The following is a 17,783-nucleotide window of genomic DNA, read 5'->3' as shown; positions in this document are numbered from 1 at the left end:
TGCTGGGAGGCGTCAGACGAGGCGATAGAGGACATGCTGGAAGCGTAACGGGCCACCCCCCGCTCTGAGACACCAGGTCTCAGCCCGCGAGACGCTTTCGAGCCCTCCCACATCGCGCGGCACGAGGGCTCCGCCGTGATCGTTCCGAGCGTCCGCAGGGGGGTTCTCAACGGGGTGCGCACACGCCCGGGAGGTGGGGGCCCGGGGGGCGGGAATCAGTGGGCGGTTACGCTAACCCGCATGGCAGCAGAGGCTTCGCAGGGTCCTGAGATCGACATCCACACGACCGCGGGGAAGATCGCGGATCTGGAGCGGCGGCTGGACGAGGCCGTGCACGCCGGATCCGCGCGCGCGGTGGAGAAGCAGCACGCCAAGGGCAAGATGACCGCGCGGGAGCGCATCGCGGCGCTGCTGGACGAGGGCTCCTTCGTGGAGTTCGACGAGTTCGCGCGGCACCGGTCCACGGCGTTCGGGCTGGAGAAGACGCGGCCGTACGGCGACGGCGTGGTCACCGGGCACGGCACCGTGGACGGGCGGCCGGTCGCGGTGTTCAGCCAGGACTTCACGGTGTTCGGCGGCTCGCTCGGCGAGGTGTTCGGCGAGAAGATCATCAAGGTCATGGACCACGCGCTGAAGACCGGGTGCCCGGTGATCGGGATCAACGACTCCGGCGGCGCGCGCATCCAGGAGGGCGTGGTCTCGCTCGGGCTGTACGGCGAGATCTTCTACCGGAACGTGCAGGCCTCGGGCGTGATCCCGCAGCTCTCGCTGATCATGGGCCCGTGCGCCGGCGGCGCGGTCTACTCCCCGGCGATCACCGACTTCACGCTGATGGTCGACCAGACCTCGCACATGTTCATCACCGGCCCCGACGTGATCAAGACGGTCACCGGCGAGACCGTGTCGTTCGAGGAGCTGGGCGGCGCGCTCGCGCACAACTCCAAGTCCGGCGTCGCCCACTACCAGGCGACGGACGAGCAGGACTGCCTGGAGTTCGCCCGCGCGCTGCTGTCGTACCTCCCGTCGAACAACCTCGACGAGGCCCCGGCCTTCGACGCCGAGGCCGACCTCGGCCCGGTCCCGGAGCTGGACACGATCATCCCGGATTCGGCCAACCAGCCGTACGACATGCACCAGGTGATCGAGCACATTCTCGACGACGGCGAGTTCCTGGAGATCCACGCGGGATTCGCGCAGAACATAATCGTCGGTTTCGGACGTATCGAAGGTCGTTCCGTCGGTGTCGTCGCGAACCAGCCGATGCACTTCGCGGGGTGCCTCGATATCGACGCCTCGGAGAAGGCGGCGAGGTTCGTCCGAACCTGCGATGCCTTCAATATCCCTGTCCTGACTTTGGTGGACGTTCCCGGATTCCTCCCTGGCACCGACCAGGAATGGAACGGCATCATCCGCCGCGGCGCCAAGCTCATCTACGCGTACGCCGAGGCCACGGTCCCCAAGGTCACGGTCATCACCCGCAAGGCGTACGGCGGCGCGTACGACGTCATGGGCTCCAAGCACCTCGGCGGCGACGTGAACCTGGCCTGGCCGACGGCGCAGATCGCGGTCATGGGGGCGCAGGGCGCGGTCAACATCCTCTACCGGCGCGAGCTGGCGGCGGCCGACGATCCGGACGCGCTCCGGGCGCAGAAGATCACCGAGTACGAGGACACGCTGGCCAACCCCTACATCGCGGCCGAGCGCGGCTACCTCGACGGCGTCATCAAGCCCTCGGACACCCGATCCCACGTCATCAGGGCCCTGCGCGCCCTCCGCACCAAGCGCCAGACCCTGCCCCCGAAGAAGCACGGCAACATCCCGCTGTGACCCGCCCGCCCGAGCCGCCCCCGTGATCCGGTGGTTCCCGCCCCGGGCGGGAACCACCGGATCACGGGGGACGGGCACCAAGTACGCCCGGCACACCCAGTACGCCCGGGAACCGGTACGCCCGGGAAGACGACGAGCACGGAGGAGCGGATGGCTGACGAGGAACGGCGGCCGGTGCTGCGGGTGGTGCGCGGTGACGCGACCCCCGAGGAGATCGCGGCGCTGGTCGCGGTGGTGACGGCGCGGGCGGCCGCGGCGGCGGGCACGCGCGCCACGCCCGGGCGGCGCGGCGCGTGGGGACATCCGCGACACGCCCTGCGCGAACCCCTCCAGCCCGGCCCCGGAGCGTGGCGGGCCAGCGGATTTCCGCGCTGATCTCGGCCCGTCCTCCGCGAGTTCCCTGCGAACGACCCCGCACCGCCGTACAATGATCACAGGGTGCGAGGGAAAGTCCGAAGAACTATTACCTCAAGAAAGTCACCAGCCGCCGAGAAAGTGGGCAAAATAGCTATTTGATCGCCTAGTGACGAGGTCTGGAGGACAACCATGGCCATCCCGGACCTCACGCATCCCGGGGCCGTGAAATACGCCGTTCTGGTTGATGTGGGGTATCTCTACGCCGCGGCGGGCGAGGTGCTGCTGGGCGCGAAGGAGCGGCGCGAATACCGGGTGGCCGCCGACGAGCTGATCAAGACGCTGCAGAGGCACGCGGAGGAGCGCCTGCCCGGTGAGCTGCTGCGGGTCTACTGGTACGACGCCGCCCGCGACCGCGTGCCCACCGTGGACCAGCGCGTGATCGCCGCGCTCCCGATGGTCAAGGTCCGGCTGGGCAACCTGAACGCCCGCGGCCAGCAGAAGGGCGTGGACGCCCAGATCCGCACCGACCTGGAGGCCCTGGCCCGCCACCGCGCGGTCACCGACGCCGTGCTCGTGGCCGGCGACGAGGACATGGTGCCCGCCGTCGAGGCCGCCCAGGCGTACGGCGTGCGCGTGCACCTGTGGGGCGTGGAGCCGCCCTACGGCACCAACCAGGCCGAACGCCTCGTCTGGGAGTCGGACACCGTCGAGGTGCTGAGCGCGGAGTTCATCCGCCCCTACTTCAGCCGCGCCGCCGTGATCCCCGCGCCGCCGCAGGCCCCCTCCCCCGCCCAGGTGTTCGCGGGACGCACCGCCACCAAGCCCGTCGTGCGCCCGCCGCAGACGGGCGTGACGAAGCTCGGGCCGAGCCGTCCCCGCGTGGAGGAGGTCGGCGAGCACGTGGCGCAGAAGTGGATACTGACCCGGGGCAGGGACAACATCCGCGACCTGCTCCCCGGGCCGATCCTGCCGACGGTCATCGACACCGAGCTGCTGATCGAGGCCGAGAAGGAGCTGGGCCACTCGCTCCGGCCCTACCCGGAGGCGCGCGTGTGGCTCCGCGACGGCTTCTGGGCCCGCGTCTACCGCGAGTTCGACATCGGCGTCGGCATCAGCTCCAAGTGACCCCGCCGGCCATTGAGGTCTGATTTCCGCGCGTGCGCCCCGGTCTGCCTCGGGTTTACTCGTAGATGTGACTCTCGACTTCGACGCCTGCTACCGGGCGGTCAGCGCCCGGGACCGGCGGTTCGACGGGCGGTTCTACACGGCCGTGCGGACGACCGGGATCTACTGCCGGCCGATCTGCCCGGCGCGCACCCCGCGCCAGTCCAACATCACGTTCTACCGGCACGCCGCCGCCGCCGAGGCCGCGGGGTTCCGGCCGTGCCGCAGGTGCCGCCCGGAGCTGAGCCCGGGTGACCCCGGCTGGGACTACCGGGGCGACCTGGTCGGGCGGGCGCTGCGGCTGATCGACGAGGGCGTGGTGGACGACTTCGGGGTGGCGGGGCTGGCGCGGCGGCTGCACGTCACCGAACGCCACCTGCTGCGGCTGTTCACGGCCGAGCTGGGGGTCGCGCCGCTCGCCGTGGCGCGGACGCGCCGGCTGCTCACCGCCAAGCAACTGCTCACCGAGACGTCCCTGCCGGTCACCGACGTCGCGTTCGCCAGCGGCTTCGGGAGCGTGCGCCAGTTCAACGCGACGTTCCGGGAGGCGTACGGCTTCGCGCCGTCCGACCTGCGGGCGCGCGGGCGGGTGTCGGAGCCGCTGGACCGGCCGTTCAGCGTGCGGCTGGACTACCGGCCGCCGTTCGACGCCGCGGCGCTGCTGGGCTTCCTGGCGTCCCGGGCCGTCCCCGGCGTGGAGCGGGTGGACGAGAACGGCTACACCCGGACCGTCCCCGGCCCCGGCGTCATCACGCTCACCCCGGCCGACGGGCACGTGCGGCTGCGCGCGAACGTCCCCGACCTGCGCGGGTTCAGCCGGCTCGTGCACCGCTCCCGGCGGCTGCTCGACCTCGACGCCGACCCCGAGGCGATCACCACGATGCTCTCCCGCGAGCCGGTCATGGCGCGCCTGGCCGCCGCCCGGCCCGGGCTGCGGGTGCCGGGCGCGATGGACGGGTTCGAGCTCGCCGTGCGCGCGGTCGTCGGCCAGCAGATCTCCGTCGCCGGGGCGCGCACGCTGCTCGGCCGCATCGCCGAGCGGGCGGGCACGCCGTACGCCGCGGAGTGCGGGCTGACCCGGCTGTTCCCCACGGCCGCCCAGCTCGCGGACGCCGACCTGAGCGGGCTCGGCCTGACCGGCCGCCGCGTCGCCACGCTGACCGCGCTGGCCTCGGCCGTCGCGTCCGGCGAGCTGGACCTGGACGGCGGCGACCCGGCCGAGACCGTGGACGGCCTGCTGGCGCTGCCCGGGATCGGGCCGTGGACCGCCGGGTACATCGCCATGCGCGCCCTCCGCGACCCCGACGCCTTCCCCGCCGGTGACCTGGCCCTGCGCAACGCCATGACGCGCCTGGGCATCGAGGGCGAGGCGGCGGCCGAGGCGTGGCGGCCCTGGCGGGCGTACGCCGCCCTCCACCTGTGGACCTCGCTGTCCGACCCCGAGGCGTCCGCCCTGCCGCGGACCGCCTGAGCCCACTGAGACCCGAACCCCCGAGCCCACTGAGCCCGAGCCCTCGAGCCCTCTGAGCCCGGGCCCCCTGAACCTGAGCCTGAGCCCCCTGAACAGGAGCCCCTACATGATCGACGCGATCGTCCTGGAGACCCCGCCGGGCCCGCTGTCCCTGCTGGAGCACGACGGCGCCATCGTCGCCGCCGGCTTCACCCCCGACCCGGCCGCGATGCACGCCCGGCTGCACAGGACCCTCCGCCCGCATCCCCTGCGGCGGGTCGCCGACCTGGGCGACCTGGGCAAGCGCGTCGGGTCGTACTTCGACGGCGACCTCGACGCGCTGGACGACCTGCCGGTGAACCAGCCGGGCAACGAGCGGATGACGCGCCTGTGGGCCGCGCTGCGGGAGGTCCGCGCGGGCACCACGGTCAACTACGCCGAGCTGGCGGGCATGGCCGGCTACCCGCCCTCGCACGCCCGCGCCGCCGGCGGCGCCTGCGCGCGGAACCTCATCGCGCCCATCGTCCCCTGCCACCGCGTCCTCCCCCAGGCCGGCGGCTACGGCGGTTACTACTACGGCCCGCCGGTCAAGCGGTGGCTCCTCGCCCACGAGGGCGCGACCCTGCCCTAGGCGTACGGCTCCCGCCGGGGCGTGCCCGGCGCGGGAGGTGGCAACGCACGCACCCCACTCAGCCTCCCGCGCCGGTCACGCGCTCTAGGGGCGCCGCTCCACGGTGCTCTGCACCTCGTGCACCGGCACGTCGATCGAGGCGGTCACGACGACGTTCTCGAGCTGGCTGAAGTCGAAGAAGCGGTCGGGCCCGTCGCCGCCGCCGGGAGGGGCGCCCTCGCCGTATCCGCTGACCTCCCACTCGGTGGTCACCGTCAGGACGTACACCTTGTCGGGCTGGTCGATGGAGGCCTGGAGGTACTGGGCGCCGCAGGTGAACTCCGCGCCCCGGGTGTACGGCTGACCGGGCGCCTCGCACTCCGGCGTGTGGCGGACCCGCGTGGCCGGGGCGCCGGGGTCGATCTTGAACTTGGTGAGGTTCGCGACCACCGTGGCGCTCATGCCCGGGATGGAGGCGGTGACGGACTTGCGGCGCTCGCTCGCCGGCATGTTCTCCAGCCAGACGTGCGTGGGCAGGTTGACGAAGCTCTTGCCGCCGGGGCTCAGCCCGATCTGCGGGTCCGGGACGGTCATCGCGCCGCGCGCCAGCCGGGCGAGGGTCTCCATGGTGATGCCGGTGGGAGGCGGGGCCTGCCCGTCGGGGACCCACACCGCGGTCAGCGATTCGCGGCAGGCGTCGCTGGCGCGGTCGGCCGCGTTGAAGGCGGGCATCCACCAGCGGCCCTTCTCGTCGAGCTTGCCCGACCACTCCTCGACGCGCTTCTCCCACTCCGCGCGTTCCTCGGGTGTCGCGCCGTCGAGCCAGTCCTTCTGGAAGCGTTTGCGCTGGTCGAGGTACTCCCGCGCGTCCGGCCCCGGCTCGTGCCAGCAGGCGGGCGGGCGGTACCCGTCGCCCCGGCCGCCCTTGTAGCCGCTGCCGGAGAACCTGACCTGGGAGTCGTGCACCCAGACCGTGACGTCCTTCCCGTTCTGCGAACCGCCGCCGCCCGGCGGCTGGGTCGCCGCCGCCTGCGGCGCGGCCGGCGCGGACCCCGACGCCGCCAGGGACGCGGCCCCCGGCACCGTGACGGCCCCCAGCAGTGCCGCCCCCGCGGCAACGATCAGCAGACGCCTCATCGCAGGCACTCCTTCGCCTGTTCGTTCGGGTGGGGCCGGAAGGTGCTGACCCTCCACCGCCCGTCCTGTCCCTTGGCCAGGGCCACGAGCGCGCGGCTCGCCGGGGCCCGCTTCCCCGCGGTCGGGCCCGGGCGGACTCCGCGCCGGTCCACGCACACCGCGAGCGCGGCGCCCTTGCCCTGGTACACGCTCTCGACGGCGAGCCTGGTGAGCCGCACCGAGCCGCGGTCCCCCGGCGAGAAGCCCTCGACGGCGTCCTGCGGGATGGTGCGGGCCAGCCTCGCCTTGGTCTCGATGCCCCGGTCGCTGTCGGCCACGGCCTCGCGCCACGCGCGGTCCGCGCCCTTGGTCACGACGGCGCGGTAGACCCCGACGTAGAAGTCGCGGTACGCCGCCGCGATCGCGGCGTGCTCGGGCTCGCCGGGCGCGGGGCCGTACAGGACGCTGAGGCCCGGCGCGATCTCGATCGTCTCCACGCCGGCCGGTACGGCGGAGCCGGGCGCGGCGGTCGAGCCGGGCCGCCCCGGGGCGGGGGTGGCGGCGGCCTGGGGGTTCTCACCGGCGGGCTGGAACGGCTTTTTCGGGCCGTCCGATCCGCAGGCGGCGGTGGCAGGGAGGAGCAGGGCTAACAGCAGGCCCCCGACAAGCTCTGTCCGGCGACGCATCAGCCTGCCCCTTTGAGCAGATAGGCCCTTTATGCCACAAGAGTTGTCAACGTCTGTGATCGTAGCGATCTGCCGCATTCCCCACCTACTGTTATGCGCAGAGGGCATGACCGGCCCCGGTAAGACCCGGGTCATATGGCCTGGAGCCGCCACGCGGGCAGCAGTTCGTCGATGAGGGCCTCGGTCTCCGGGGCGATCCCGCCGGGGAAGGCGTCGGAGCGGCGGCGCACCGCCTCGACCACGCCGGTCAGGCGGGCGCGGTCGCCGGTGGCGTGGGCCGCGCGGAGCAGGTCGCGCCACAGGGCCTCGTCGTCGGTGGCCAGCAGCAGGCCCGCGCGGGCCGCCGCGAGCGCCCCGGCCGCCTCGCCGCGCGCCAGCCGTATCTCGCACAGGCGGTGCGCGGCGTCGGCCACCCGGGCGGTGACGTCGAACTCCAGCTCGTCCGTGGCCAGCCAGGCGTAGCGGCCCGGCGGCCGGCCGTCGAGCAGCGGGCCGCGCACGAGGCCGAGGGCCTGGTCGAGCAGCGCCGGCTCGCTCGCGGGGTTGCGGCGGGCGCGGCGCACGAGTTCGCGGAAGATCTGCCAGTCCACCCGGACCTCGGGGCCGAGCCGCAGCCGGCCCGCCTCGTCCACGACCAGGTTGGGGCGGCCTGCGGAGTCGCGGCCGAGCCAGTCGCGGACGCGGGCGATCGTGGCGTCGCGGACCGAGGCCTGCCCGCCGCGCGGCCACAGCGCCCCGCCGAGCACGACGGGGTGGACGCCGCCGGGGTGGGTGGCCAGGTAGACCACCAGCTCGGTGGCCAGCGGCAGCCGGCCCTCCTCGATCGCGTGGGCGGTGGCCACCTCGGGCGCGCCCAGGACCCGGACCTCGGCCGAGGGGCGGAACGCGGGCGCGAGCTGGGCGGCGGCGGGCCCGGTGAACTCGTCGTCGGGCGACAGGCGCGGCCCCTCGGTGAGCGCGGCGGTCGTGAACAGGTCCACCACCGCGTCGTACTGCCGCCGGGGCAGCAGTTGCGCCTCCACGTCGAAGCCGAGCACGTCGATGCGGGCGCGGCCGTCGGGGGTGACCTCCCACACCCAGGTGGCGTCGGGGACCTCGCCCGCGACGACGTATCCGGCGGCCATCCGGGTGCCGGTGCGGGCCAGCGCGAGCAGCCGCTCCTGCTCCTCCGGCGTCGGCGGGACGGCGGACAGCAGGTAGTGGGGCATCCACGCCTCGCCGTACACGCCCCTGCTGCGGCCGGTCAGGACGGAGTCGGCGCCGAACGCGGCCAGCGCGGCCCGGACGTCCTGCGCGCGCGCCTCCAGCTCGGGCAGCGCCTCGCGGAGCGTGGCCACGGCGCGGATGCGGTCGGGGGCGATCGCGGTCAGCTCGTCGCCGAACCCGACCAGCGTGATCCGCATGTGGTCGGACCAGCGGTTCGTCCCCAGCTCGGCGGCCAGCGCGGCGAGCGCGGCGGTGGTGGCGTGGCGCGGCCCCCGGATGTTGATCAGTCCGTGCGCGGCCTCCAGGTCCACGAGCACGCGCCCGGCCTCGTTGGAGCCGAGCGAGACCAGGCCGGGGTACGGCGCGAGCACGCCCGCCACCGCCGCCTCGTCCAGGCCCCGGCCCTCGGTCGCGGGCAGCCGCCACACCTGGCCGCCGTCGTGCGCGGTCCACGGGGCGGGGGCGATGCGCTCCGCCGGGTGGATCCACAGGTCCAGGCTCTCGGCGGACAGGTGCACGCCGTAGATCGTGGGGGGGGTGCGGCCGAGCATGGCCATGTCGCGGCCGAGGTACCGCAGGCCCAGGTCGAGCATGCGGGTGCCGGGGGCGTCGGCGCCGATCCGCAGCGCCATCTCGGCGACGCCCGCGTCCCCCTCCGGCCGGGGCAGGCGGCGGCCGAAGGCGCGGGTCCAGAGCTGTTCGCGGCGGCGGCTGCCCAGCGCCGCGAGCAGCCCGGCGGCCAGCAGGGAGGACGCGGCGAGGTAGTCGAGCAGTTCCAGGCCCCGGGCCTCCTCGGCGGGCGCGGGGGCCTGCGTGACCGGGGGCTCCTGGTAGGGGTCGACCTGGCGCACGGCGGGCTGCGCGGCGTGCTTCCCGTTGACCGCGTGCTTCCCGTTGACCGCGGGCTCGCCGGGCCGCGCCGGCTCCAGCCGGTCGGAGTCGGTCCTGATCGCCGGGGGCCTGGCGGTCTGGGTGCGCCCGTCCAGCTCGGCGGGCTTGCCGCGGTGGTCCTTCAGCGTCTCGCGGCGCTTCTCGTCGGCGGGGACGATGTGCACGCCGATCGCGTCGGCGGGCATGTCGAGGACCCAGCCGGGCCGGATCAGGTCGGCGATGCGCAGCTTCGTGCCGTCCGGCTGCTCCTTGTGCTTGTTGAGCCGGTAGATCTCGGGGTAGCGCCGCCCGTCCCCGAGGCACTTCTCGGCGATCTCCCACAGGCTCTCGTGGTGCCGCCCGTGCGGGGGCTGCACGACGTAGACCTTCTTCGTCTCGGCCACCGCGTCCAGCGACACGCGCGGGGTCACCGGCGCGGGGGCGGACGGGGTCGTGACCGGCACCGACGTCGTCATCTGCGGCTTGACCGGCGGCGGTCCCGGCGTGCGGACGATCGGTATCACCACGGCCGAGGCGGTGAACAGCAGCAGCGCGGCGGTGACCAGGCGGTGGGCGAGCGCCTGCGGCGTGCCCGACAGCGGCACGCGCGCGGGCATGCCCACGCGCCGGATCCCGGCGTACAGCTCGACGATCACGCACAGGGCGAGCTGGAGCCAGGCCAGCCAGACGAGCACGACGAGGATGCCGATCACCGTGCTCGCGCCCACCTGCCGCGTGAGCATGTCCAGGGTGGGCAGTTCGTCCGGCAGCCCGAAGAACCTGATCAGGGCGTACGGCACGCCGACCATGAGCCCCGCCAGCGCGAGCACGGCCAGCAGCCCGACCCCGACGTCGGCGGGGCTGCGGCCGGGCTTGATGCGTACGGGCTGAGGCGGCGGCATGCCTGTCCCTTCTCCTCGACGTCTACACTGCGCTTTCGATCAGCCGATGGCCAGCGTCCATTCCCGATGGCTCTATGGCGCGACCCCCTGCGTCCCCTGGTTGGGCCCGGCGGTGGCCGCGCCCTCCATCTCGTACGTCGCGAACCCGAGCAGCCCGAGGAACAGCGAGTTCCCCGTCACCGTCACCGTGACGGTGACGCTGTCGGCGGCCTGGTCGCATCCGGTCATCTCGGCCCTGGCCTCGTCGTGCGCGTTGACGATCTCCTCGGCCTTCGCGCACGCCTCCCCGTCGAGGATCCGCAGGTTCCCTGTCTCCCGCAGGTGCTCCTCGTCGATCTGGTCCGCCCCCGCCCGCGCCCCCTGCTCGGCGATGTCCGCCGCCCGCAGCCGCGCGTTGATCGCCGCCCCGCCGTCCACCAGCAGCCCGGCCATGAAGAACACCGCGACGGAGAACAGCACCACGAACACCGACATCGACCCGCGATCCCGGCTCATCCGGTACGGCCGCGCCGCCCGCTCCCCGCGCCTCCGGGCGGCGCCGTACGGCCCGGCGGCGCCGTACGAGCGGGCGGTGACGTGCGCCCTGGTGGGGGCGTGCGGCCGGGCCGGGCGGGGGCCGGGCGGGACCGGGCCGGGGGTCACTTCATCCTCCGGAACTGCTCCAGCGGCGCGACCGCGCTCGCCGACATCTCCTTCTGCGGCTCGATGCCCAGGAACGACACCACGGACAGGTCGATCGTGCAGGTCACCGCGGCCTCGGCCAGGCCGCCCGCGAGCCCCTCGCCCCCCTCTGCGGCCTGGAACTCGACCTCCACCCGCGGCCCGTTCGCGCACGAGTCCTGGAGGGCGGCCTGCGCCGCCTGTTCGGCCGCCGCCTGGCCCTGGGCCTGGTCGCGCTGGACCGAGGCGGCTCGCACGGCGTCCCGCGCGGCCCCCGCGACCTCGCCGTGCGCCTCGACGATCCGCCCGGCGGCGACCAGGAACAGCATGAAGACGAGGAAGACCGGCGCCAGCAGCACGGCCTCGGTCGTCATCGACCCGCGTTCCCTCATGGGGCCTCGCACGCGACCCCCTCCCCCACGTCGGGCCTGAAGCACTCCACGGGACCCCCGAACGTGGCGGTGATCTGGATGTTCAGCTCGCCGAAGAGGGGCACGACCGCGACGGCGTCGCCGGTGACGGTCACCCCGCGCGAGTTCCCCTCCTCCCACGCGTCGGCCTGGGCGTTCTCCAGCAGCTTGGGACCGATGGCGCGCGCGACGCTCTCGGCCCGCTCCTCCGCCTGCGCGTCCCACCCCTGCCCGCTCGCCATGGACCGCGCCACGCGCGCCCCCTCGCGCGCCGCCGCGTCGGCCACCTGCCGGCCGTGGAACCACAGCGCGAACTGGATGATCAGCAGGATGATCGCCAGCACCACCGGCATGATGAACGCCAGCTCGACCACGGTCACCCCCCGGTCGCCCCGCCGCCACCGGCCCGGGATCGCGCCGCGGGCCCGCCGTGCCGGGACGGCGGGGCGGGCGCGGGCGGCCTCGGGCGCGCGCGGGCGCGGCCCGGCGGCCCGGGGCCGGCCGGTCCCGGGCGCGGGCTTCGGCGAGCGCATCGCGGCGTTCCTCACGTTCGGCGCGGCGTCAGGCGGTCAGGCGGGTCACTTGGCGTTGCCGCCGCCCTTGCCGAACTCGCCCTTGATCTCGTTGGACTTGTCCTCCACGAGCTGCTTGATCAGGAGCGCGAGGGCCATCGCCACGCCCGCGATGATGGCGGTGATGATGACCCACTCGACCGCGCTGGCGCCGCGGGTGGGCGCGGTGCGGGCGCGGTGGACGCGGGTCCGCAGCAGTGCCTCCAGGTACAGGCCCTGGGGGGTGTTGAAGGGGAACATATTCATGACGGGTCTCCTCAAGCGCCCATGAGCATGACGGCTGCCGGGTAACCGAGAAAGATCAGGAAGCCGGCGCACAGCAGGAGCTGGGCGACCAGCATGGATTGCGAGCGTTCGCCCGCCTGGCCCTCCACCTCGGCCAGCTCGCGGCGGCGCATGGTGGCGGAGCGGGCGGTCAGGGAGGCCCGCACCTTGGCGCCGTCGTCGGCGACCAGGCCCAGGGCGCTCGACAGGTCCCGCAGCTCGTCCACGTTGACCTCCTCGCCGAGGCGGCCGAGGGCCTGCCAGGGGGTCATGCCGACGATGCGGGCGTTGGCCAGGGCGTCGCGGATGCGGAGCATGGCCCAGCCGTCCCCGATCGTGGAGGCCGTCATCAGGGCCTCGGGGACGCCCCGGCCCCCGGCCAGGTTCATGGCCACGAGGTCGAGGAACGCGCCCACCGTGTGGCGGAAGTCGCGGCGGCGCTCGCGGGCGTCCCGCCGTACCTGCACGTTGGGGAGCAGGTAGAAGATGAGGGCGAGCAGGAGCGCGATCCACAGCGGGAACGTGAGCGAGGTGCCCCAGCCCATCAGCAGCAGCCAGGCGCTGAAGATCGGCACGGCGAGCAGGGCCGAGGCGGCGAGCAGGAGCTTGGTGGCGAGGAAGCCCTCGAAGGAGCGGGCGAGGATGGCCAGGTCGGCGCGGATCGAGCTGACCTCCCAGCCACGCGCCTCGTAGAAGGCGGCCATGCGCTCGCCGAGGCGCAGCCGGAACTCGCTGACCTCCTCGTCGGTGGTGATCACGCTGACCCGGGACTCCTGGCCCTGCCGGGCGGCGTCCAGCGCGGACAGGCGCGCGGCCAGGCCGGGCCGGTTGGGGAACAGCGCCCGGCTGAGCAGGAACAGGCCCAGGCCGAGTACGGCTCCCGCCAGCAGCGCCTCGGTCATCGCGCGTCTCCCTTCGTGGCGCCGAGACCGCCGGGGCCGCCCGGACCGTCCTGACCTCCCGGACCCCCTGGACCTCCCGGACGTCCGGGCCGGCCGGCGTCGGCTCCGACGCCGGCGCCGTTGGTGGACTGGAGGACCCGGCCGAACGGCGGCGGCGCGGCGGCCTCCGGCGACTGGCGCGGCGCGGGCACCTGCTGGGCCGCTGCCGTCTGGAGGAGGCGTTCGGGCTTGGTGAACTTGGCCAGCCGCCGCATCCAGGCGAACCCCGCGCCGTAGAGCCCGCCGACGCCGATCAGCACGATCTGCCCGATCAGGTCGTCGTACGGCTCGACGTAGGACCGGTTCATGATGATCACGCCGGCCGCGAACGCCAGCGAGAAGCCGACGACGATCTGCACGCTGCGCCGGGTGGCCCGCCGCTCGGCCTCGACCCGGCGGCGCATGTCCAGCTCCTCGCGGGCGGACACGGCCAGCGCCCCGAGCACGTCGCGCAGGCCGGGCCCGCGCAGCCGGGCGTTGAGGATCAGCGCGGCCACGACCAGGTCGGCGGAGGGGTCGTCGAGCTCGTCGGCGAAGCGCTGCAGCGCGTCGGGCAGCGGCATGCGGGTGTGCAGGCGGTCCACCATCGTGCGCAGGTGCGGCTGGAGCGAGGGCGCGGCGGCGCGGATCGAGGCGGGGATGGCCTGTTCGAGCCCGGCCGCGCCCGCGATCGTGTCCCGCAGCGACTCGGTCCAGGCGGCCAGCGCCTCCAGCCGCCGCATCGCCGCGCGTTCCTCCGCCGCGCCGCCGACCAGCCCGTGCCAGGCGATCACCATGAGCACGGCGCCGCCCGCCAGCACCGGCCAGCGCGTCACGACCAGCACGATCGAGCCGATGATGACGCCGAGTCCGGTGCGCGTGGACAGCCGCCGCAGCAGTTCGGAGCGCCGTCCGCCGCCGGGCGCCGCGGGCTTGGGCCGTACGCCCCGGATGGCCAGGCCCAGCAGGAACAGGCCGCCGCCGACCCCCGCGCCGCCGAGGAGGGCGATCAGCGTGGCGAGCTCGGTGGAGATCATCACCAGCCTCCGGGACCCGGGTCGTACCCGTACTCGGCCAGCTCGTCCAGGCAGGAGATCGGCGCGTGCGGGATGGCGCCGCCGTCGGGGCCCGGCGCGAACACCTCGGAGGAGAGCACGCGGCCGTCGCAGCCGGTGACCTCGCGGACGCTGGAGACGAACCGGCGCAGCCGCCCGCCGCGCGCGTAGTCGTTGTGCTTCTCGACGAAGACCACGAAGTCGATGGCGCCCGCGATGAGCATGTGGGACGCCTCGATGGGCAGGCGCTCCTCGGCCTGGAGGGCGTACGTCGCGATGCGGTTGAAGACCTCCATGCTGGAGTTCGCGTGGATGGTGGACAGGGAGCCGTCGTTGCCCTGCGTCATCGCGTTCAGCATGGTCACGATCTCGTCGCCCAGCACCTCGCCGACGATCACCCGGGAGGGGTTCATGCGCAGCGAGCGGCGGACCAGTTCGGCCATGGAGATCTCGCCCTGGCCCTCGGAGTTGGGCAGGCGCTGCTCGAACGCGACCACGTTGGGGTGCAGCTCGGGGAACTGGTCCAGCCCCAGCTCCAGCGCGCGCTCGACGGTGATCAGGCGCTCGTGCGGCGGGATCTCGTTGGCGAGGGCCCGCAGGAGCGTGGTCTTCCCGGCGTTCGTAGACCCGGCGATCATGATGTTCTTGCGGGCGGCGACGGCGGCGGCCAGGAACCGGCCGAGCATGGGGCTGAGGGTGCCGTTGCCGACCAGGTCGGACAGGAACACCTTGCCCAGCCGGGCGCGCCGGATGGAGACGGCGGGGCGGATCGTGACGTCCATGACGGCCGAGAGCCGGGACCCGTCGGGAAGGCGCAGGTCGAGCTGGGGGTTGGCGGTGTCGAACGGGCGGCTGGACAGGCCGCTGTAGGCCGCGAGGATCTGCACCAGCTCGATCAGCTCCTCGTCGGACTCGGCCACCGGCTCGTGCATGACCTCGCGCCCGTCGGCGTACCCCACGAAGACCCGGTCGCAGCCGTTGATGTCGATGTTCTCGACCTCGGCGTCGTCGAGCAGCGGCTGCAGCCGCCCGACGCCGAACAGCGCCGCGTGGATGCCGGAGGCGAGCGCCTCCTCCTCCTCGGCGTTGGGCGGGGTGCGGCCCGAGCCGATCTCGTTCCTGGCGTGCTCCTCCAGCACCTGCGCGATCAGGGCGCGGGCGAACTGGCGCTCGTCCTCGCCGGTCATCGGGGGGATGCCGGAGGCGGCGTCGAGCCGGCGCTGGTGGGCGAGGCGGTCGCCGACCTCCTGGCGGAACCGTTTGACGAGCGTGTGGTCGACGTTCACGCGTTCACCCCCGCCGGCGGGTCGAACTGGGGCGCGGGCGGCGGCGGCACGCGCGGGCCCGTCCGCTGTACGGCCTGCGCCTGCCGCGCCTGTTCCTGGGCCTGCGCGGCGAGCCGCCCCGCGAGGCGCCCGGCCAGCTCACGGGCCGTGCGGATGAGCAGGGAGCGGTCCAGCCGCCCGCCCCACTGGCCGCGCAGCATCTCCGCGCCCTTCGGGTCGTGGGCGATGCCGCCCAGGACGGAGACGGGCACGCGCGTGGACTCGGCCGAGGCCGTGACGATGCGGCGCACCTCGTCGATCGAGCCACGGTACTGGCGTGGATCGGCGATCACGACGACGCCGATCTGGGCGGGCGTGACGCGGTTGCGCTCGGTCAGGGCGCGGGCGACGGCGCTGATGCGTTCCCGCAGGTGGGCGACGTGGTCGAGGTTCGCGCGGGCGAGCAGGAGCACGATGGACGCCTCGGAGAGGAGCTCGTTCATCTGCGGGTGCGCGCCGAGGCGGCCGCAGTCGGCGAGCACGTCGGCGTCGGGCATGGCGGCCATCGCCTTGCCGAGCGGGCCCCACAGCCAGGTGAGCCCGGCGGCCTGCTCGCCGCTGGTCAGGCCCACGAGGACGTCGAGGCCGCCGACGAGCTTTTGGGTGTGCTCCCAGATCTGCTCGGGGTGCAGGCCGCGGCGGGCGGTCGCGCCCAGGCTGAGCAGGCCCTTGGCGGGGTTGAGGACGCCGCCGTCGATGCCGGGCAGGCGGTAGACCAGGTCGCCGCCGGCCGGGTCGCACTCGGCGAGCAGCACGGCCCGGGGCCACACCGCGCCGAGCGCCGTCGCCACGGTCGTGACGCCCGGTGCCCCCTTGTCGGCGGCGAGCGCGATCAGCGCCACGTCAGTTGCCCCCCTGCCCGGGGCCCGGGGTGCGGCCCTGGTTCTGCCCCTGGCCCGGTCCCTGGTTCTGGCCCTGGTTCTGGCCCGGGGGGTTCGAGGCCGGCGGGGGCTGCTGGGAGGCGCCGGGGTCGGGCGGGGCCGGGGCGTCGGACTCGGCCGGGGCGGGGGCCGTGCCCGCGCCTGCCCCGGCGGGCACCTCGGCCACCGAGACCTCGCCGCGCGAGGAGTGACCGGCGATGACCGGGGCCTGGGCGGCGTCCACGACCACGGACAGGGACGCGCCGCCGCCCTTGGCGGTGTAGAGGATCTGGTCCACGAGGGCGCCGGAGGCGAGCAGGCGGCCCTGCTGGGCGCTCCGGCCCTCGCCCGGGGTGTAGATGATCTGCACCCGGTCGCCGCGCTGGATGTCGCCGGGCACCTGGCCGGGCTTCAGCGCGAGGCCGACGATCGCCCGGCCGGGCCCGAACTCCGGCGTCTGCCGCGCCATCGCGTTCGTGAAGAGCGTGCCCGGCACCAGGTCCACGGCGGCGTACGACCGGGCCACCTTGAACCGTTCCGACCAGGCCACCCACTCGATGCCCGTGTCCGCGATCTGCACCTCCTCCATCGCCTGCTCGGTGATGGGCTGCCCCGCGCCGATCTTCTGGGTGATGCGGATCGCCGACACGCGGTCGCCGCTGCGCATCACGAGCCAGGTGGTCGCGAGGGCGCCGCCGAGGATGAGGAGCACGGCCAGGGCCGCCAGCGCCGGCTTGCGCTCGCGCGGGGGGACGGGGAGCTTTCGGGACGCGGGCCCGGAGAGCCCGCGCTGCGCCGTGGTCTGGGTATCCGGTCGCGACGTGCGGGTGTCGCGGGACTGCTCGCGTGTCCTCATCGGTGGGGGCTCCAGAGTCGGACGCAGGCTTATGCGGATTTCACGCCATTATGTGCACGTTGAGAGGTACGCCGTGGGGGGACGGCGGCGTTCCATGCTCGTCTCCCCGCCACAGATCCGTCAATAAAGCCCCAGCCGAGCCTTACCGCCCCGACAGCCCTCTCCTGACAATCCTCATGTCACTAATTCAGGGTTACGGTCAACCGAATCGACAAACCCGCAGGCAGAACGGGAACGCTGGCTTACCGAATTGCGTCCCATACCGGTTTCATCCGATTTATCAGGAGCGACTTCAGCCTCACGAGGAGTGAACGGCGAGGGGTGGGGATGTAACCAGAGTGTTACCGAGTACCGAAAGCGGGAGCGCCCTCCCTGAACTCGTTCAAAATATGCCAGACTTGATCTCATGAGCAGGTGGCAGAGGCTGCGCGACGCCGCGCGGCGATGGCGGGCAGACCGCCGGACGCGCCGCCGCGCCCTCGCGGCCGAGCAGGTGACGGCACAGATCACCACCGAGGTGTACGGCAGGCTGCACCGCGCGGCCGCCAACCTCGCCGACCTCGCCTCCGAAGTCCACGCCTACGCCGACCTCCTGGAGGAGAAGACCGGCGAACTGGAGGCCCGCCACAAGAAGGCGCCGCCCCCCAAACTCCCCACCCCCTGACATCGGCCG

General features: G+C 73.8%; 18 protein-coding genes. 6 read left to right on the top strand and 12 right to left on the bottom strand.

Annotation, left to right across the window (positions count from 1 at the left end; all coding sequences use genetic code 11):
* The first annotated feature begins 240 nt into the window (after window positions 1-240).
* The 5 genes from D5H75_RS12450 to D5H75_RS12430 all read left to right on the top strand — a co-directional run bounded on the left by D5H75_RS12450 (window position 241) and on the right by D5H75_RS12430 (window position 5,429).
* Window positions 241-1,827: an acyl-CoA carboxylase subunit beta gene (locus tag D5H75_RS12450; RefSeq protein ID WP_119926521.1), complete on the top strand. Its 1,587-nt coding sequence runs from the start codon at window positions 241-243 to the stop codon at window positions 1,825-1,827.
* 150 nt (window positions 1,828-1,977) lie between these two features.
* Window positions 1,978-2,202 carry an acyl-CoA carboxylase subunit epsilon gene (locus D5H75_RS12445; RefSeq protein ID WP_119926520.1) on the top strand — a complete coding sequence of 75 codons (225 nt, stop codon included), beginning with the start codon at window positions 1,978-1,980 and terminating at the stop codon, window positions 2,200-2,202.
* Between the two features lie 171 nt (window positions 2,203-2,373).
* On the top strand, window positions 2,374-3,309 hold the full coding sequence (locus D5H75_RS12440) for an NYN domain-containing protein (RefSeq protein ID WP_119926519.1): 936 nt from the start codon (window positions 2,374-2,376) through the stop codon (window positions 3,307-3,309).
* A gap of 67 nt (window positions 3,310-3,376) precedes the next feature.
* Window positions 3,377-4,819, top strand: coding sequence for a DNA-3-methyladenine glycosylase 2 (locus tag D5H75_RS12435; protein WP_119926518.1), 1,443 nt, complete (start codon window positions 3,377-3,379; stop codon window positions 4,817-4,819).
* Between the two features lie 106 nt (window positions 4,820-4,925).
* On the top strand, window positions 4,926-5,429 hold the full coding sequence (locus D5H75_RS12430; RefSeq protein ID WP_119926517.1) for a methylated-DNA--[protein]-cysteine S-methyltransferase: 504 nt from the start codon (window positions 4,926-4,928) through the stop codon (window positions 5,427-5,429).
* 84 nt (window positions 5,430-5,513) lie between these two features.
* Here D5H75_RS12430 and D5H75_RS12425 read toward each other — a convergent pair whose 3' ends face one another.
* The 12 genes from D5H75_RS12425 to D5H75_RS12370 all read right to left on the bottom strand — a co-directional run bounded on the left by D5H75_RS12425 (window position 5,514) and on the right by D5H75_RS12370 (window position 17,110).
* Window positions 5,514-6,545: a hypothetical protein gene (locus D5H75_RS12425; protein WP_119926516.1), complete on the bottom strand. Its 1,032-nt coding sequence runs from the start codon at window positions 6,543-6,545 to the stop codon at window positions 5,514-5,516.
* Entirely contained in the window at window positions 6,542-7,210 is a 669-nt protein-coding gene (locus D5H75_RS12420) for a hypothetical protein (protein WP_147425128.1), read from the bottom strand. Before D5H75_RS12420 ends, D5H75_RS12425 begins: the two co-directional genes overlap by 4 nt.
* A 131-nt stretch (window positions 7,211-7,341) precedes the next feature.
* Complete coding sequence (locus D5H75_RS12415) at window positions 7,342-10,188, bottom strand: BTAD domain-containing putative transcriptional regulator (RefSeq protein WP_119926514.1); 2,847 nt, start codon at window positions 10,186-10,188, stop codon at window positions 7,342-7,344.
* A 72-nt stretch (window positions 10,189-10,260) separates the two neighbouring features.
* Window positions 10,261-10,830, bottom strand: coding sequence for a Tad domain-containing protein (locus D5H75_RS12410; RefSeq protein WP_242454174.1), 570 nt, complete (start codon window positions 10,828-10,830; stop codon window positions 10,261-10,263).
* Window positions 10,827-11,222, bottom strand: coding sequence for a TadE family protein (locus tag D5H75_RS12405; RefSeq protein ID WP_202638069.1), 396 nt, complete (start codon window positions 11,220-11,222; stop codon window positions 10,827-10,829). Before D5H75_RS12405 ends, D5H75_RS12410 begins: the two co-directional genes overlap by 4 nt.
* Window positions 11,223-11,236: 14 nt before the next feature.
* Window positions 11,237-11,791: a TadE family protein gene (locus tag D5H75_RS12400; protein ID WP_119926512.1), complete on the bottom strand. Its 555-nt coding sequence runs from the start codon at window positions 11,789-11,791 to the stop codon at window positions 11,237-11,239.
* A gap of 45 nt (window positions 11,792-11,836) precedes the next feature.
* Window positions 11,837-12,076: a Flp family type IVb pilin gene (locus D5H75_RS12395; protein ID WP_242454173.1), complete on the bottom strand. Its 240-nt coding sequence runs from the start codon at window positions 12,074-12,076 to the stop codon at window positions 11,837-11,839.
* Between the two features lie 11 nt (window positions 12,077-12,087).
* On the bottom strand, window positions 12,088-12,996 hold the full coding sequence (locus D5H75_RS12390) for a type II secretion system F family protein (RefSeq protein ID WP_119926510.1): 909 nt from the start codon (window positions 12,994-12,996) through the stop codon (window positions 12,088-12,090).
* The gene (locus D5H75_RS12385) at window positions 12,993-14,051 is read right to left on the bottom strand and encodes a type II secretion system F family protein (protein ID WP_119926509.1); all 1,059 of its coding nucleotides are present in this window, start codon (window positions 14,049-14,051) and stop codon (window positions 12,993-12,995) included. Before D5H75_RS12385 ends, D5H75_RS12390 begins: the two co-directional genes overlap by 4 nt.
* On the bottom strand, window positions 14,051-15,355 hold the full coding sequence (locus D5H75_RS12380; RefSeq protein ID WP_119926508.1) for a TadA family conjugal transfer-associated ATPase: 1,305 nt from the start codon (window positions 15,353-15,355) through the stop codon (window positions 14,051-14,053). The genes D5H75_RS12385 and D5H75_RS12380 overlap by 1 nt, the downstream gene beginning before the upstream one ends.
* Window positions 15,352-16,236 carry a hypothetical protein gene (locus D5H75_RS12375; protein ID WP_242454172.1) on the bottom strand — a complete coding sequence of 295 codons (885 nt, stop codon included), beginning with the start codon at window positions 16,234-16,236 and terminating at the stop codon, window positions 15,352-15,354. The genes D5H75_RS12380 and D5H75_RS12375 overlap by 4 nt, the downstream gene beginning before the upstream one ends.
* Window position 16,237: 1 nt before the next feature.
* Entirely contained in the window at window positions 16,238-17,110 is an 873-nt protein-coding gene (locus D5H75_RS12370; RefSeq protein WP_202638068.1) for a hypothetical protein, read from the bottom strand.
* A gap of 406 nt (window positions 17,111-17,516) precedes the next feature.
* Here D5H75_RS12370 and D5H75_RS12365 point away from each other — a divergent pair, with 406 nt between their 5' ends.
* Window positions 17,517-17,774, top strand: coding sequence for a hypothetical protein (locus D5H75_RS12365; protein ID WP_119926507.1), 258 nt, complete (start codon window positions 17,517-17,519; stop codon window positions 17,772-17,774).
* Window positions 17,775-17,783 lie beyond the last annotated feature (9 nt).

Origin of the sequence: Bailinhaonella thermotolerans (assembly GCF_003594875.1) — a bacterium.
GTDB classification, from domain to species: domain Bacteria; phylum Actinomycetota; class Actinomycetes; order Streptosporangiales; family Streptosporangiaceae; genus Bailinhaonella; species Bailinhaonella thermotolerans.
This window is presented reverse-complemented; position numbering and strand designations above follow the sequence as displayed.